The sequence below is a fragment of the Okeania sp. KiyG1 genome, from assembly GCF_014132355.1.
In the GTDB taxonomy this organism is placed as follows: Bacteria; Cyanobacteriota; Cyanobacteriia; order Cyanobacteriales; family Microcoleaceae; genus Okeania.
On the sequence record NZ_BLZO01000153.1, the window covers coordinates 40,667 to 57,667 of the forward strand.

The 17,001-nt window shown below is 43.8% G+C and carries 7 protein-coding genes and 1 pseudogene; 1 reads left to right on the top strand and 7 read right to left on the bottom strand.

The features are described 5' to 3' along the window. Positions 1–112 precede the first annotated feature (112 nt). Positions 113–577 (bottom strand): annotated as a pseudogene (locus SAGCYANO_RS35265) (tyrosine-type recombinase/integrase); the annotation flags it as partial. 1,116 nt (positions 578–1,693) lie between these two features. On the opposite strand from SAGCYANO_RS35265, the gene SAGCYANO_RS35270 reads away from it, so the two are divergent. Further along, on the top strand, positions 1,694–3,052 hold the full coding sequence (locus SAGCYANO_RS35270; protein ID WP_202224306.1) for an oligosaccharide flippase family protein: 1,359 nt from the start codon (positions 1,694–1,696) through the stop codon (positions 3,050–3,052). Here SAGCYANO_RS35270 and SAGCYANO_RS48455 read toward each other — a convergent pair. The 6 genes from SAGCYANO_RS48455 to SAGCYANO_RS35300 all read right to left on the bottom strand — a co-directional run bounded on the left by SAGCYANO_RS48455 (position 3,029) and on the right by SAGCYANO_RS35300 (position 16,969). Beyond that, the gene (locus SAGCYANO_RS48455; protein WP_202224307.1) at positions 3,029–9,955 is read right to left on the bottom strand and encodes a non-ribosomal peptide synthetase; all 6,927 of its coding nucleotides are present in this window, start codon (positions 9,953–9,955) and stop codon (positions 3,029–3,031) included. The two genes, SAGCYANO_RS35270 and SAGCYANO_RS48455, sit on opposite strands and share 24 nt — an antisense overlap. 2 nt (positions 9,956–9,957) lie before the next feature. Continuing rightward, entirely contained in the window at positions 9,958–13,623 is a 3,666-nt protein-coding gene (locus SAGCYANO_RS48460) for a non-ribosomal peptide synthetase (RefSeq protein WP_202224308.1), read from the bottom strand. Between the two features lie 2 nt (positions 13,624–13,625). Next, complete coding sequence (locus SAGCYANO_RS35285) at positions 13,626–14,216, bottom strand: sulfotransferase (RefSeq protein WP_237397000.1); 591 nt, start codon at positions 14,214–14,216, stop codon at positions 13,626–13,628. 444 nt (positions 14,217–14,660) lie between these two features. Continuing rightward, a complete protein-coding gene (locus SAGCYANO_RS35290; protein WP_202224310.1) occupies positions 14,661–15,167 on the bottom strand; it encodes a hypothetical protein in 507 nt (168 codons plus the stop codon). Next, positions 15,148–15,444 (bottom strand): hypothetical protein, encoded by a 297-nt coding sequence (locus tag SAGCYANO_RS35295; protein ID WP_202224311.1) that lies wholly within the window; start codon positions 15,442–15,444, stop codon positions 15,148–15,150. The genes SAGCYANO_RS35290 and SAGCYANO_RS35295 overlap by 20 nt, the downstream gene beginning before the upstream one ends. 13 nt (positions 15,445–15,457) lie before the next feature. Beyond that, the gene (locus SAGCYANO_RS35300) at positions 15,458–16,969 is read right to left on the bottom strand and encodes a DNA N-6-adenine-methyltransferase (RefSeq protein ID WP_202224312.1); all 1,512 of its coding nucleotides are present in this window, start codon (positions 16,967–16,969) and stop codon (positions 15,458–15,460) included. Between the last annotated feature and the right edge of the window lie 32 nt (positions 16,970–17,001).

Consider the following 17,001-nt stretch of genomic DNA (forward strand, 5'->3'; position numbering starts at 1 on the left):
TCACACTTGAGATACACGCGCTCAACACTCACTTTTCAGAGCAAGAGTATTATTAATACTCTTTTATTATGGGAAAATTTTGTCGCATTAATATATATTAAATATATACTTATCAGTCATTTTTTAATAGTATTTGTAAAGCGTTTTGAGCAACTTGTTCTGCTCTTAATGATGTAACTTTTTGATACTTTAGAGTAGTTTGAATGTGAGAATGACCCATCAAGGCCCGTAGTTCCTCAATTCCCATTAAACCCACTCTTTCTGTGGCAAAAGTATGACGTAAATCATGTAGCCTCACTCCTGTTAATATGGGACTTTGATTGGTTAATTCTCGCCATAAGCTATAAACTCGATGATAGGATAATCGGGTAATAATTTCGGTTAATGGATGTTTTGCTGTAAATAGGGCTTTATGAGGTTTGTGTCGATAATATTGGATATATTTTTCTAAAAGAATAGCAGAATCTTTACTATAAAAACACCAGCGTTTTTTATTCCCTTTACCTATGACTTGAAATTTACAATTATCTCGGTCAATATCTTCTAAATTTAAGGACAATAATTCACTGATTCTTGCTCCTGTGCGATGTAGATGTAACGGCTCGCAAACAAAAACGCTTCAGCTCGCAAACAAGGCAATTTTCAGCTCACATTAACTGCAAATAAAAACACCCTTCAGCTCACATTAACTGCAAATAAGCTCAGATTATTTGCAAACAGCTCACAAACAAGATTTTCAGCTCACATTAATTGCAAATAAGCTGTAAGCTTTTTGATGCCTAGATTACAAACTTTAAAACATACACTGTCCCCACTGTAAAGACAAATGTCTACAGCTAATCCTCACTCCACAAGGGCAGAGTAGTATCAATACTCTGTCCATAACATAATTTTCCAAGTTAAAAATATATTTAGAGGTATATTATTACAGCAATTAATTTGAGGGTTTATTATCTAAATTTGTCAAGATAATTTAAGCTTTTTATACAGCTTATTTTTCACATAATTGAATAGCTTTTTCAGACGCTACAAGAGCAGAAACATTATTATCAATTAAACTATTAATTTTGCTAATCTCTATCAGATTAACTCTTCCTAAATAGCTAAATCCTGTTGAAATTATTGAGATTTCAACTTTTAAGCCTAATATGTTGGGCAATTTAATTGTGGATTTACTGTATACTTTCAACGAAAATAATTATGCAAATTGCCTAGTAAGTACATTTTTAAAAATTGATAATATAAGTATAAAACAAGGTAATTAATGTTTAATATGTAGTAGAATATATTCATTAAATATATATACTAATTAGTCAATAATATATATACTTTTATATATATTATTGACTAGAGAAAAGACCTCAATTAGGGATAAAACGTCGTTTTACTATCAAAAAGGCACTTAATTGGACATTATATGGCCAATGATTTAGACAAAAAGACTATAATACTTTCTGTGTCAAAGTTACAGGCTATTTGCAGTTAATGTGAGCTGAAAATTCTGTTTGCGAGCTATTTGCAAATAATTTGAGCTGATTTGCAGATAATGTGAGCTGAAAGCTGTTTTTATTTGCAGTTAATGTGAGCTGAAAATTAGCTTGTTTGCAAGCTGAGGCGTTTTTGTTTGCAAGCCGTTACACCTATATCTTAATCCATTTAGGATTGCTATATAACTTTTATTTAAGGAAAATTGATGACACAAACCGTTAGTTCCACTACTGAGGAAAATCTGAATTTAGGTATTCTCGCTAAAGAAGCTGGAATTGCCCTAGTCATAAAATTTGCGGGTATTCTTCTGACTTATTTAGTGCAAGTTTTCCTCGCCCGATGGATTGGCAGAACCGAGTATGGCATTTATGAATATGTCGTTGCTTGGTCTGTCCTCTTAGCCATTCCCGCAGGATTGGGTTTACCCCATACCGTTTTGCGATTTGTCTCCCAGTACCGGGTGAAAGAAGAATGGGAACTGTTGCGGGGGATCGTGCGCAGCAGTTGGTTGATGACTATTCTAGCTAGTCTCTTAGTTAGCTTGCTAGCTGCTGGTGTAATTTTACTGCTCAATTATTACCACCCCTTTGCTTATGCCATTCCTTTATTAATCGGTATCGGTCTCATCCCGCTACAAGCCCTAGTGAAGTTGCAATTAGAAACAGCTAGAGCGGCCAAGGATGTTACTTTAGGTTATGCGCCATCACAAATAATTTGGCCAGTCTTGCTAATCTGTGGCGCATTTCTGTTCTTAGAGACCAATCGCGCTCTCACAGGAATTTCTGCGATCGCTATCTCTCAAATAACCTTGCTAGCAGTTGTCTTATTCCAGTTGGGATTATTATTGCTGAAGTTAAACCAAGAATTTGTTGCTAGCAAACCGATCTATGCCATTCGAGAGTGGTTGGGTGTTGCTTTTGTGGTGTTATTACAGTCCGGTTGTTTCCTCATTCTCAGTAAAACTGACACGATTATGGTGGGTTCAATATTGGGACCGTCCGAAGCAGGGATGTACGCTGCGGCACTGAAGACGGCTAAATGGGTTGGTTTTGTACCGACAATTATCAATATAGTCGCCGCTCCTAGTTTCGCAGCCCTGTATGCTAAAGAGGATATTGACGGTCTCCAAAAAGTGGTTGGAACAGTTGCCTTGTGGATTTTCTGGCCTTCTTTGGCTATTTCCTTATTTCTAATCCTCTTCAGTCAACCGGTTTTAGGAATATTTGGCTCGGAATTTATTACCGCCAATTGGCAGTTAAAGATTTTGGTGTTAGGACGGGCGATTAACTCTTGGTGCGGTCCTGTCTCCACCTTGATGATTATGACGGGGAATCAAAATAAATCCGCGATGGTTTTTGTTTATGCAACTGCCATCAATATCGTGTTAAATGCGATCGCGATTCCTCTCATTGGCGCGATCGGTGCAGCTATGGTTACAACTCTTACTTTCGCCATGTGGAATATTTTGCTGAGTTTTTTAGTCGTGAAATATGTGGGAGTAAGTCCCCTAGTTTTCAGGGGACTTTTTCAACGGGATTCCTCAAAATCTGAGATAGGGACCTAATCCCTTCGCTAAGGCTTCACTGTAGATTATAGAGTAATGGTCGCCAGCAATTTTGTGGATATTGATGCCACCAGCAGCTAGAGAACTCCAACCTTGAATGTGTTCTTCAGCTAATTGTTCCAATGTTTTCTCCGCACAGAAAAGATTAATCCGACCCGAGTAAGGCTGGGGTACATAACTATAGCTGGCTAGGCTGTTAGCTTGGTAAACGGCAAATAGCTGACGAATCTGCTCTAGACCCATTTCTGGTGGCAAAAGTTGAACTCTTGTTCCCTCCTTAAAAATATAGTTTAATTTCTCGTCCAACCCCAGTTGCTCCAGTCGATTTGCTGACACTGGCAGTTCTTTGTGAAAAAGACGACTTAGAGACCCGGCAAAAGAAGTTACAAGCCTGGCTTCATCTGGTAATGGTTTTTTGAACAAGAAAGGAGAAAAGGGATCTATCAATGCCAAGAGTGATATTTCATGTCCTAAAGAGCTTAACTGTTGGGCTATCTCAAAAGCGATCTTAGCACCCAAACAGAAACCGCCAAGTTGGTATGGTCCTTGAGGTCTAACAGTTTGTATTGTTTTGATAAAAGAGGTAGCCATGTCCTCAAAGCTAGTTAAAGGCTTTTCTTCTCCATTGAGTCCAACAGATTGCAGAGCATAGAAAGGTTGTTCCACACCCAATTGGCGAGCTAAGTCTGCTAAACACAGAACAATGCCTCCCCTGGGATGAACGCAGAAAAATGGTGGCTTTGAACCGGTTTGCCGAATTGGAACTAAAGGTGAAAAACTTTGAGTATTGGGGGTACTAGTGAGTAAACGACCTTGGCTTTCAATGGTAGGTTCGGTAAACAGAGTTGTCAAAGGCAGTCTCATTCCAAACTGTTGTTCGATGCTCGCCATTAAGCGCAACCCTAACAGGGAATGACCGCCTAAGTCAAAGAAGTTATCTCGCACTCCCACGGAGGGTAGATTGAGAACCTCCGACCAAATTTGTGCCAGTTGCAGTTCTGTGGTGGTACGGGGGGGGATTTCTCCTACTTCCTGGGTAGAAACATCCGGTGCGGGTAAAGCATGTCGGTTTACCTTGCCATTGGGAGTCAAGGGCAGAGACTCCAAGATGACAAAAGCTGCCGGAATCATGTAATCGGGTAGCTTGCTTTTCGCGAAGCTGCGCAATTCACTCATGACCGGTTGAGAGCCCTTGGCTACTACATAGGTAACCAGGCGTTTATTCCCGGGATTATCTTCGAGGGCAATAACCACCGCTTCTTTGACTTGAGGGTGCTGTGCCAGTACCGCTTCGATTTCTCCCAGTTCAATCCGGTACCCCCTCAGCTTGACCTGGAAATCTTTGCGCCCGAGAAATTCAATCCCGCCATCGGGTCCCAGGCGACCGATATCTCCCGTGCGGTAAATTCGCTTGTTGCCCCCTTCTGGGTCGGCTATAAAAACCTTATCAGTCCGCTGAGGTTGCCGCCAATAGCCCAGGGCGATATAGGGACTGCGAATCCCGATTTCCCCATAGAAATCCGTGACCTGGCCGTTGTCGTCGAACAAGATAATTTCTGTTTCTTCGATCGGATAACCTACGGGAACCCGATGACCTACTTCTGTTTGTCGATCGATAAAATATTGTAAGGTAACAGTCGATTCTGTCGGTCCCAGACCATTGACCAAGATACAGTCCCCACCGAAGTACTGTTGGTAAATTTGCACATCTTGGGGTGTGACCTCCTCTCCTCCGAGGACAATTAAACGCATCTGCGGCAACTTTTGTGCTACCGTCAGGTGACTCTCCAAGTGCCGGAATACAGTGGGGGTGGAGTGATAAATGGTAATCCCGGACTGCTGAAGATAAGTAGGCAGAGGAACTAAACCTTCAGACTTGATGTCGAAGGGATACAGGGTCGCACCATTTAACAAGGCAGCAAAGATATCCATAATTGCCGCATCAAAGGATATGGATGACAGCAGGGTTAACTTATCAGAGGAGGTGATTTTGAGATTATTGGTATAGTTCCTGATGAAATGCAGCACGTTGCGATGATTTTGCATCACCCCTTTAGGAACTCCAGTAGAACCGGACGTGTAGAGTATATATGCGAGTTGGTCTGGGGAAATTTCCGGTTTCATTACAGAGCCATCATCTGTGACATCTTCCTTATCAATATTGATGATGGTTATTGCCTCGGGGCATAATTCCACCGCTAATTCCCGATTCCGGTTGTTGGTCGCTATTGCCGTTGCCTGAGAATCTTCGAGAATATAAGCGAGTCTTTCTCTGGGATAGCTCGGGTCGAGGGGCACATAGGTTTTTCCGGCTTTGAGTACTCCTAAAATTGCTGCTATTGCCGGGGCATCATGTTCCAATAGCAGGGCAATTCGTTGTTGGGCACCACCGCATTTGTTGAGGACTATTCCTGCGACCCCCTCGGCCTTCCGTTCTAGTTCTGTATAAGTCCATTGGTAATTTGGGGTTTTGATGGCTAGATTCTGGGGATATTGCCGAACCTGTTGAGCAAATCGCTCTGGGAGCGATCGCTCTATTTCTGTTCGCGCAAATTCCCTAAAGGCAAGGCTTGGAGAAATCTGCTCCCTGAGATCGGGATAATGCTTATGTTCGGTTCTTAATAGAGCCAAACCTGAGAGCCTCTGTTGGGGTACGTTGACTATCTGCTCTAATAAATACTGATAGTGTTCCAGCAGTTGAGACATTCTCAGGGAACTAAATAGCTCGGCGTTGTACGATAATGTCAGTTGGATACTCTCATTGGTTTGGAGAACGTACAGGGTTAAGTCAAACTTAGACTGAGCAACTCCTAAAGAGAGTTTTTCTACTGTCAGCCCTGGGAGTGACAAGGGACGACGGGGCACGTTCACCATATCGAACCAAACTTGAAAGAGAGGATTGCGACTTAAATCTCGCTCCGGTTGCAACTGTTCGACGAGCTTCTCAAAGGGCATATCTTTATGAACATAAGCCCCCAAGGTTACTTCCCGCACTCGTCCTAATAATTCCCCAAAGCTGGGATTACCCCCCAAGTCAGTTCGCAACACTAGGGTATTGACAAAAAACCCGATCGAACCTTCGAGTTCCGTGCGATCGCGGTTGGCTATGGGGGTGCCGATAATGATATCCGACTGCCCCGAATAGCGCGATAGCAATACTTTGAATGCTGCCAGTAAGGTCATGTACAATGTCACGCCTGACTGACGACTTAACTCTTTGAGGGATGATGTGAGTTCTTCTGATAGTTGGAAAGATTCTTTCCCACCGGTGTAAGTTTGCACTCTGGGACGGGGGTAATCTAGGGGCAGTTCTAAGACCGGTAGCTCTCCTCCTAATTGCTGTTTCCAGTAGTTGAGTTGGGTTTCTAATACTTCCCCTTGTAACCACTGCCTCTGCCAGGCGGCATAGTCGCCATATTGAATGGGCAATTCTGCTAATGGTGACGGTTTACCACAACTGAAAGCTTGATAGATCGCGGACAACTCTTGGCGCAAAATTCCCCTCGACCAGCCATCAAAAGCAATATGATGCACGTTCAATAGCAAAATATGCTTTTGGTCTTCTAGTTGCAATATACTCGCCCGCAGTAAAGGCGCTTGTTCTAAATCAAACGGTTGCTTGGCGAATGCTTCTGTCAACTTTTGCACTTCCAGCGATCGGTCCGGTTCTGATAATTCCCGTAGGTCGATGACCGGTACAGTTAGTTGACAGTCTGGTGCGATCGCCATCCGCGCCACACCAGAGACTGACTTAAAGCTAGTCCCCAGGACTGAGTGGCGACGGATTATTTCTGTGAGGGATTGTTCGAGGGCATCTATGTTGAGTCCCCCAGTTAGCTGCCATACCGTCGGCATATTGTAGGCAGAGGTATCTCCTGCTTCTAGTTGGTGGAGGAACCACAGTCGTTCTTGGGCAAAACTTAAGGGCAAATCTTGCTCGCTCGATACCCTCTCGATGGCTGGGGCGATGGCCAGTTGCTCATCATTTTGACTCCTGCGGTTGAGTTGTGCTTCTAGTTCGGCTACTGTGGGGGCTTCAAAGATACTGCGTAGGGGGATTTCTACCTCGAAGGTTTCTCGCAACCTGGAAATGACTTGAGTTGCGAACAGAGAATGTCCTCCCAGTTCAAAAAAGTTGTCGTGAATTCCGCAGCCTTCGATGCCCAAGACAGATGAGATGATTTCGGCGAGTAACTCTTGGGCTGGAGTTTGGGGGCCGACAAAAGAAGCCGATGTGGTGGAGTCTAGTTCCGGTGCTTTTAAGGCACGTCGGTTCACCTTGCCGTTGGGAGTTAAGGGTAGAGATTCCAAGATGACAAAAACAGCCGGAATCATGTAATCGGGTAGCTTACTTTTGAGGAAGGAGCGCAATTCACTCTTGACCGGTTGAGATCCCTTGGCTACTACATAGGCAACAAGGCGCTTCTCTGAGGGATTGTCTTGGAGGGCAATAACCACGGCTTCTTTGACTTGAGGGCGTTGTGCCAGCGCAGCTTCTATTTCCCCCAGTTCAATCCGGTATCCCCTGAGCTTGACCTGGAAATCTTTGCGCCCGAGAAATTCGAGGCTGCCATCCGGTCTCAGGCGACCGATATCTCCCGTGCGGTAAATCCGTCGGTTGCCCCCGTCTGGGTCGGCCAAAAAAACCTTGTCGGTCAGCTGAGGTTGCCGCCAATAGCCCAGGGCGATATAGGGACTGCGAATCCCGATTTCCCCGTAGAAATCCGTGACCTGGCCGTTGTCGTCGAACAAGATAATTTCTGTTTCTGCGAGGGGATAACCTACTGGAACTTGATTACCGACCTCTGTTTGGCGATCGATAAAATACTGTAAGCTAATGGTCGATTCTGTCGAACCCATCAGATTGACTAAGATACAGTTCTCACTGAAGTGCTGAAGGTAGATCTCGACATCTTGAGGTTTGACCTCCTCTCCTCCTAAGACGATTAAACGCATCGGCGACAAACAGTCTGCTGCCGTCAGGTGGCTCTTCAAGTGCCGGAATACAGTGGGGGTGGAGTGATAAATTGTCATCCCGGACTGCTGAAGATAAGTAGGCAAAGGAGCTAGACCTTCAGACTTGATGTCGAAGGGATACAGGGTCGCACCATTTAACAAGGCTGCAAATATGTCCACAATTGCCGCATCAAAGCAGAGGGATGACAGCAGGGTTAACTTATCATTGGGCGTAATTTTGAGATTATTGGTGTAGTTCCTGATGAAATGCAGCACGTTGCGATGATTTTGCATTACCCCTTTAGGAACTCCGGTAGAACCTGAGGTGTAGAGTATGTATGCGAGTTGGTCTGGGGCAATTTCCGGTTTCATCACAGAGCCATCATCTGTTACATCTTCCTTATCAATATTGATGAGGGTTATTGCCTCCGGGCATAATTCCACTGCCAATTCCCGATTCGCGTTGTTGGTCGCTATGGCCGTTGCCTGAGAATCTTCGAGAATATAAGCGAGTCTTTCTCTCGGATAGTTCGGGTCGAGGGGCACATAAGTTTTTCCGGCTTTGAGGACTCCTAAAATTGCTGCTATTGCCAGGGCATCATGTTCCAATAGCAGGGCTATGCGTTGTTGGGCGCCACCGCATTTGTCGAGGACTATTCGTGCCACTCCCTCCGCCGTCCGTTCTAGTTCCGTATAAGTCCATTGGTAATTCTTGGTTTTGATGGCTAGATTCTGGGGATATTGCCTCACCTGTTGAGAAAATCGCTCTGGGATCGATCGCTCTATTTCTGTGCGTACAAATTCCCTAAATTCTTTCTCCGCAGGAATCTGGTTCGCCAGGAGAGGAGTATGCTTATGTTCGGTTCTTAATAGAGCCAAACCTGAGAGCCTCTGTTGGGGATTATTGACAATCTGCTCTAATAAATACTGATAGTGTTCCAGCAGTTGGTCCATTCTCAGGGAACTAAATAGCTCGGCGTTGTACGATAATGTTAGTTGAATGCTCTCATGGGCTTCTCGAACATATAGAGTTAAGTCAAACTTAGACTGAGCAGCTCCTAAAGAGAGGTTTTCTACTGTCATTCCTGGGAGTGACAAGGGACGACGGGGCACGTTCACCATGTCGAACCAAACTTGAAATAGGGGATTGCGACTCAAATCTCGCTCGGGTTGCAACTGTTCGACCAGCTTCTCAAAGGGCATATCTTTATGAGCATAAGCCCCCAAGGTTACTTCTCGCACTCGTCCTAATAATTCCCCAAAGCTGGGATTACCCCCCAAGTCAGTTCGCAACACTAGGGTATTGACAAAAAAGCCGATAAGACCTTCGAGTTCCGTGCGATCGCGGTTGGCTATGGGGGTGCCTACAATCATATCTGACTGCCCCGAATAACGTGATAGCAATACTTTGAATGCTGCCAGTAAACTCATGTACAACGTCACCCCTTCCTGGCGGCTCAACTCTTTGAGGGATGATGTGAGTTCTTGGGAAAGTTGCAAATATTTTTTGCCGCCCCTGTAGGTTTGCACTTTGGGACGGGGGTAATCTAGGGGCAGTTCTAATACCGGTAGCTCCGGTGATAATTGCTGTTTCCAGTAGTTGATTTGGCTTTCTAATACTTCCCCTTGTAACCACTGCCTTTGCCAGGCTGCATAGTCGGCATATTGGAGCGGTAATTCTGCTAATGGTGACGGTTTACCACAACTCAAAGCTTGATAAATCACCGACAACTCTTGGCGCAAAATTCCCCTCGACCAGCCATCAAAAGCAATATGATGCACGTTCAATAGTAAAACATGCTTTTGCTCTTCTAGTTGCAATATCTTCCCCCGCAGTAACGGTGCTTGTTCTAAATCAAACGGTTGCTTACCTTCGGCCTCTGTCAACTTTTGCACTTGCAGGGATTGGTCCGGTTGTGATAATTCCCGTAGGTCGATGACAGCCAAAGTTAGTTGACACTCTGGTGCCAGCGACCTATACGGGCCACACCTGAGACCGACTGAAAGCTCGTCCGTAGAACTTCGTGACGTCTGATTATTTCTGTGAGGGATTGTTCGAGGGCATCTATGTTGAGTTTCCCAGTTAGCTGCAATATACTCGGCATATTGTAGGCAGAGGTATCTCCTTGTTCTAGTTGGTGGAGGAACCACAGTCGTTCTTGGGCAAAACTTAAGGGCTTCTCGGAGTTCTCTACCCTCCCGATGACTGGGGCGATGGGGAGTTGCCCCTCATTTTGACGGTTGAGTTGTGCTTCTAGTTGGGCAACCGTGGGCGCTTCAAAGATACTGCGTAGGGGCATTTCTACCGCAAAGGTTTCTCGCAACCTGGAAATGACTTGAGTTCCGAACAGGGAATGTCCCCCCAGTTCAAAGAAGTTGTCGTGAATTCCGACTTGTTCAATTCCCAAGACTGATGCGTAGATGTCCGCCAGTAACTCTTGGGCTGGAGTTTGGGGGCCGACAAAAGGAGCCGATGTGCTGGAATCTAGTTCCGGTGCTTTTAAGGCACGTCGGTTCACCTTGCCGTTGGGAGTCAAGGGCAGAGACTCCAGCATGACAAAAGCTGCCGGAATCATGTAATCGGGTAGCTTGCTTTTCGCGAAGCTGCGCAATTCACTCATCACCGGTTGAGAGCCCTTGGCTACTACATAGGCTACCAGCCGTTTATCCCCGGGATTGTCTTCGCGGGCAATAACCACGGCTTCTTTGACTTGAGGATGTTTTAGCAGCACTGCTTCTATTTCCCCCAGTTCAATCCGGTACCCCCTCAGCTTGACCTGGAAATCTTTGCGCCCTACAAATTCAATCCGGCCATCGGGTCCCAGGCGACCGATATCTCCCGTGCGGTAAATTCGCTTGTTGCCCCCTTCCGGGTCGGCAATAAAAACCTTGTCGGTTAGTTGAGGTTGCCGCCAATAGCCCAGGGCGAGGTAGGGACTGCGAATCCCGATTTCTCCATAGAAAGGAGTGACCTGGCCGTTGTCGTCGAACAAGATAATTTCTGTTTCTTCGAGGGGATAACCTACTGGAACTTTATTGCCGACCTCTGTTTGGCGATCGATAAAATATTGTAAGCTAATGGTCGATTCTGTCGAACCCATCAGATTTACCAATCTACAGTTTTCATGGAAGTGCTGTTGGTAAATCTGCACCTCTTGGTGTTTAACCTCCTCTCCTCCCAGGACAATGAAACGCATCTGGGGTAAACTGTCTGGTTCCGAAAGGTGGTTCGTCCAGTGTCGGTAAACGGTGGGGATGGAGTGATAAATGGTAATCTCTTCGTGCTGAAGATAAGTAGGCACTGGAGCTAGACCTTCAGACTTGAGGTCGAATGGGTACAGGGTCGCACCATTTAATAAGGCCGCAAATATGTCCACAATTGCCCCATCAAAGCAGAGGGATGACAGCAGGGTTAACTTATCAGAGGAGGTTATTTTGAGATTATTGGTGTAGTTCCTGATAAAATGCAGCACGTTGCGATGATTTTGCATCACTCCTTTGGGTCGTCCGGTGGAACCCGACGTGTAGAGTATGTATGCGAGTTGCTCTGGGGCAATTTCTGGTTTGCTGTGGGACCAATCTCCCGCTACATCCATAATATCGATATTGATGAGCCTCATTTCCTCTGGCAGCAATTCCACCGCCAATTCCCAATTCTGGTTGTTGGTTACCACCGCCGTTGTCTGAGAATCTTCTAAGATATAAGCCAGCCTTTCTCTGGGATAGCTTGGGTCTAGAAAAACATAAGTTTTTCCGGCTAAGAGGACTCCTAAAATTGCTGCTATTGCTGGGGCATCATGTTCCAATAGCAGGGCAATTCGTTGTTGGGCACCACCGCATTTGTTGAGGACTATTCCTGCGACTCCCTCCGCTTTACGTTCTAGTTCTGTATAAGTCCATTGGTAATTTGGGGTTTTGATGGCTATATTCTGGGGATATTGCCGAACCTGTTGAGAAAATCGCTCTGGGAGCGATTGAGAGATTTCTGTTCGCGCAAATTCCCTAAAGGCAAGGCCCGGAGCAATCTGCTCCCTAAGCTCGGGATAATGCTTCTGGGAGGTTCTTAATAGAGCCAAACCTGAGAGCCTCTGTTGGGGTAAGTTGACTATCTGCTCTAATAAATACTGATAGTGTTCCAGCAGTTGAGACATTCTCAGGGAACTAAATAGCTCGGCATTGTACGCCAATGTTAGTTGAATGCTGCGATCTGTTTCTCGAATATATAGAGTTAAGTCAAACTTGGACTGAGCAACTCCTAAAGAGAGTTTTTCTACTGTCAGCCCTGGGAGTGACAAGGGACGACGGGGCACGTTCACCATATCGAACCAAACTTGAAAGAGAGGATTGCGACTTAAATCTCGCTCCGGTTGCAACTGTTCGACGAGCTTCTCAAAGGGCATATCTTTATGAACATAAGCCCCCAAGGTTACTTCCCGCACTCGTCCTAATAATTCCCCAAAGCTGGGATTACCCCCCAAGTCAGTTCGCAACACTAGGGTATTGACAAAAAACCCGATCGAACCTTCGAGTTCCGTGCGATCGCGGTTGGCTATGGGGGTGCCGATAATGATATCCGACTGCCCCGAATAGCGCGATAGCAATACTTTGAATGCTGCCAGTAAGGTCATGTACAATGTCACGCCTGACTGACGACTTAACTCTTTGAGGGATGATGTGAGTTCTTCTGATAGTTGGAAAGATTCTTTCCCACCGGTGTAAGTTTGCACTCTGGGACGGGGGTAATCTAGGGGCAGTTCTAAGACCGGTAGCTCTCCTCCTAATTGCTGTTTCCAGTAGTTGAGTTGGGTTTCTAATACTTCCCCTTGTAACCACTGCCTCTGCCAGGCGGCATAGTCGCCATATTGAATGGGCAATTCTGCTAATGGTGACGGTTTACCACAACTGAAAGCTTGATAGATCGCGGACAACTCTTGGCGCAAAATTCCCCTCGACCAGCCATCAAAAGCAATATGATGCACGTTCAATAGCAAAATATGCTTTTGGTCTTCTAGTTGCAATATACTCGCCCGCAGTAAAGGCGCTTGTTCTAAATCAAACGGTTGCTTGGCGAATGCTTCTGTCAACTTTTGCACTTCCAGCGATCGGTCCGGTTCTGATAATTCCCGTAGGTCGATGACCGGTACAGTTAGTTGACAGTCTGGTGCGATCGCCATCCGCGCCACACCAGAGACTGACTTAAAGCTCGTTCGTAGAACTTCGTGACGTCTGATTATTTCTGTGAGGGATTGTTCGAGGGCATCTATGTTGAGTCCCCCAGTTAGCTGCGATACCGTCGGCATATTGTAGGCAGAGGTATCTCCTGCTTCTAGTTGATGAAGGAACCACAATCGTTCTTGGGCAAAAGAAGGAGGAATGTCACTGCGGTCATCTATTCGTTTGATAGTGCGATAATTCGTATTAGAAGTTCGTCCAAAGCGATCGCTTTGTAAAAAAGCAATTATTTCTGCTTTTTGCTCTTTAATTTGGACTCGCAACTCTGGAGTTAGCGATCCTTTTGGAGCGTTAAACTTAAGGCGATCGCCCTCTACCCAGAGTTTGATATCCAAACTGCCAATGTAAGATAAAAGTTCTGCTGTTGCCTTAAATTTTTTCATTGTTAAATTTCTCCTTCTTCTCGGTTGTTATCTGTAACATTCATTTTTTCATACCCCAACTCTTCTGCCACCTGCCAAGTTTCTTCTGCTAAAAAATCGACTTGGTAATCTTCCTTCCAGCGATCGGCAGCTTTAGCATCAATACTCTTGTGAGTATGAAACTTGGGGTCGCCCACCATTCTAGATACAGAATCAATACTATCACTCATACGCTGTTTCTTTTCCTTATACGGTTGGAGCATATCGACATGGAAATCCAACCCTATAAATTCACATAACAGATTAACAGTGCTTTGGGGTTGTTGCACTAAATCTTCATACTTAACCCGATGCTGACGGGAACTCGGTACATTTTTCAGGAATTTTAGTATATTGTCATGACATATCGACCACATTAATTCTCCCTTTTGTTTGACCGAGAATCTCATATCGTCGGTGTCTTCTGCCATCCCTAGTAACAAATCTAACCTTATCTCTTCCACAGAATGAATCATGGCCAAGGGATGACGCAGTAGGTGTAGCGGCCAGCAATAAGATGTAGCGACCAGCAATCTTATTGCCCTCGACCAGCAATAACGAACTTTTTGAGCCAAGATTAACTGCAACTATATTTGTGTTTGAGCCAGAATTAACTGCAACTAGCCAGCAATAACTTTTTTAGGCCAGAGTTAATTGCAAATAGTCTAAAACTTTTGTAGCATCTACATTTCCCAACAAAGGAATTGTTGGTGTGGTAAATTAACTCGTCATTAATCACAATACTTTTACTTTGAAAGATTTACGGCTTTCTTAACTTGAAAAAGCCGATTTTCTCGTTGACTCAGGTATATGAACCAGGAGTAAAAAAACGTTCGTTTTCTTTACACGTCTAGTTGCAGTTAATTCTGGCTCAAAAAAGTTATTGCTGTCTGGTTGCATTTAATTCTGGCTCAGTTGCAGTTAATTCTGGCTCAGTTGCAGTTAATTCTGGCTCAAACGTTAATCTAGTTGCAATTAATCCTGGCTCAAAAGTTCGTTATTGCTGGTCCGGGGCTTTCTTATTGCTGGTCGCTACAGGTAATTAATTCTTTGATGTTTTGATTAGAGATGATATAATCTTCTGGATTATCTTCATATTTGTTATTAAAAATATCCGTAATTAAATCTTCTGCTAATATTGAATATTTTTCAAATAATAGATGATTTAATTGTTCATCTATCACTATGTCTGAAGAATCAATAACCTTGATAGTTCCTAAGTCATCACCGAGCCAATCTCCCAATCGTTCATCATTATAAAATTTGAATATTTCTCCCTGACGAACTATCACTAAATCATTCATGTTTGATAGGGAGTGTAGAGCATTTTGGATAATATCTGCTTTGTTGAATTCCACTCCTAATTTACCTATACCCATTAGGTAATCATTTGGGTTTATTTCTCCTTGAGATTGAATATCTTCTATTAAGTTGTCAATGTCGATACTATATGTATCTCTGAGTAGTTGTTTTTCCCGTTCTGGTAGTTCCAATCTTTCATCATCCTTAAAAAAATACTGTGCCAAATAATTCTTTGTCTTGGTGTATATATGCTGTAGTAGAATTATTTCGGGTGGCAATTAAGTCGGTATTATACCCGTTCAGGATATCAATAAAATACTCTAAACTATCAATGATGTCTTGATTAAACCACCATGCTGCTCTTTCTACAGCCTCTTCTATAGTTTTTGTATGGTTTGAAAATGCTGTTTCATGGCTTATGAAGAATAGACCTTTACTTTCGTCTTTATCGGTGATTTTTACCCAGTCACTACTATTTTTATCATCTGTTTCATAGAGCATTACTTGGCTATCATCAATAGCTTCTAATGTCCAGTTTTCTGATACTAATGGTTCGATTTTTTTTGATTATTGGTATAGTAGTTTCAACTTCTGTGTGCTGACTATTTGTTGAAGTTTTTACCTCTCCATATTTGCTAAAAACTTCATTGAATTTGTTTGTGTTTTCTCCCCAATAGACTAGACAATGTGACTGACGTGCAGGTAGTTTTGGTTGGTAATTAACGTCTAGGAATTTAATCCTTCCTTTCCAGAAACAGATGGGTTGATTCCACAGTGGGGCAAACCATTTTGTGTCTGTTGATGCTGGCAGGAGGGCGATCGCTTCTGTGACGTTACTATCATTAACTTCTGTTAGGAGTTTCTCTATCCATTTACCAGGACAGCTATAGGGTGGGTTGATGAATACTTTCCCAAACCATACACAAGCAAGTCCATCTTCTCTTATGGTTTTGTGGTATTTTGCTGGTATGTGTTTCCCGTCGTCGGAACAGGGGTCTAGGTCTATTTTTCCTAATACAAGTTCTACTAATTCAACAATCTCTGGTGGTGTGTACCAACAGTCGGAAGGCTTGGAGGAGTTTGGAGCTTTGTTCGCTTCAGCAGTTTCTATTTGGGTGATTGCTGCTGTCTTATGTTGAGGAGTTACGCGATCGCTTGATTTCTGTGACTCTAAAACTATATCTGTCTTTAAGCCTTTCAATATTTCAGTAAACGCATGAATATTTCCAGAACAGTAAACTTTGTTGCGACCAGGACGGATATACCAAAAGTTACCGTCGTTATGACCTACCTCGATATCTTCATTCTCGATCTGAAAAACGCCAAAAGTTTCATTTAGATGGAAAGTGCCGGAAGTACCTAAATTACATAAAGAAGCAGTAAACTTACCTCCTACTTCCTCTGCTGCTTCGTACAATTTCTGTCGAAAATTTTCAGCAGGTTTTCCTAGTTTGAATTCTTTCTCCACCCTATCTATTAAGGGTTGAGTAGTGGGATTGATATCTTTACTCCACCTCTTGGCGGATTCAGATTTTTTGAGACCTACTTGATGTTGATTTTGTTTGTTGTTCCAAAGTACCCGGAAATACCTTCGTTCGTTCCCTACACTTACTTCTCCACTGATGGAGTTGTACCAAGTTATATCAACATCTTTTGATGCGTTACTTGTTGCAGGCAGTTCTGTCTGATTGTCTAGACTATTATCATCTAGACAATTACTACTTTCGTTATATTTTGAGGGTTTTGTGTCCGAGACTACATTTTTTTGTTCGTCTTTTCGATAATCGCCATCAACTATTTCAATTACTCGCAGTGTTGGTGACGGTAATGTTGGTAAGATTAATCCGAGTTGTTCGGCAACTTCGGATCGATATACGGGATATTTTGCGAGTATTGGAGCTAATTCTCCTGTTAATGCAGAAATTTTCGTATCTGCATTACTCATGTCTTCTAGACGTTCTTGTTCTTGCTGTAGCTGGATTTGAAGAATTCTCACCAGCTCTTGTTGGCTTTGTAGATGTATCATAATGAATTTTATTGATATCGTTTACAGAATTT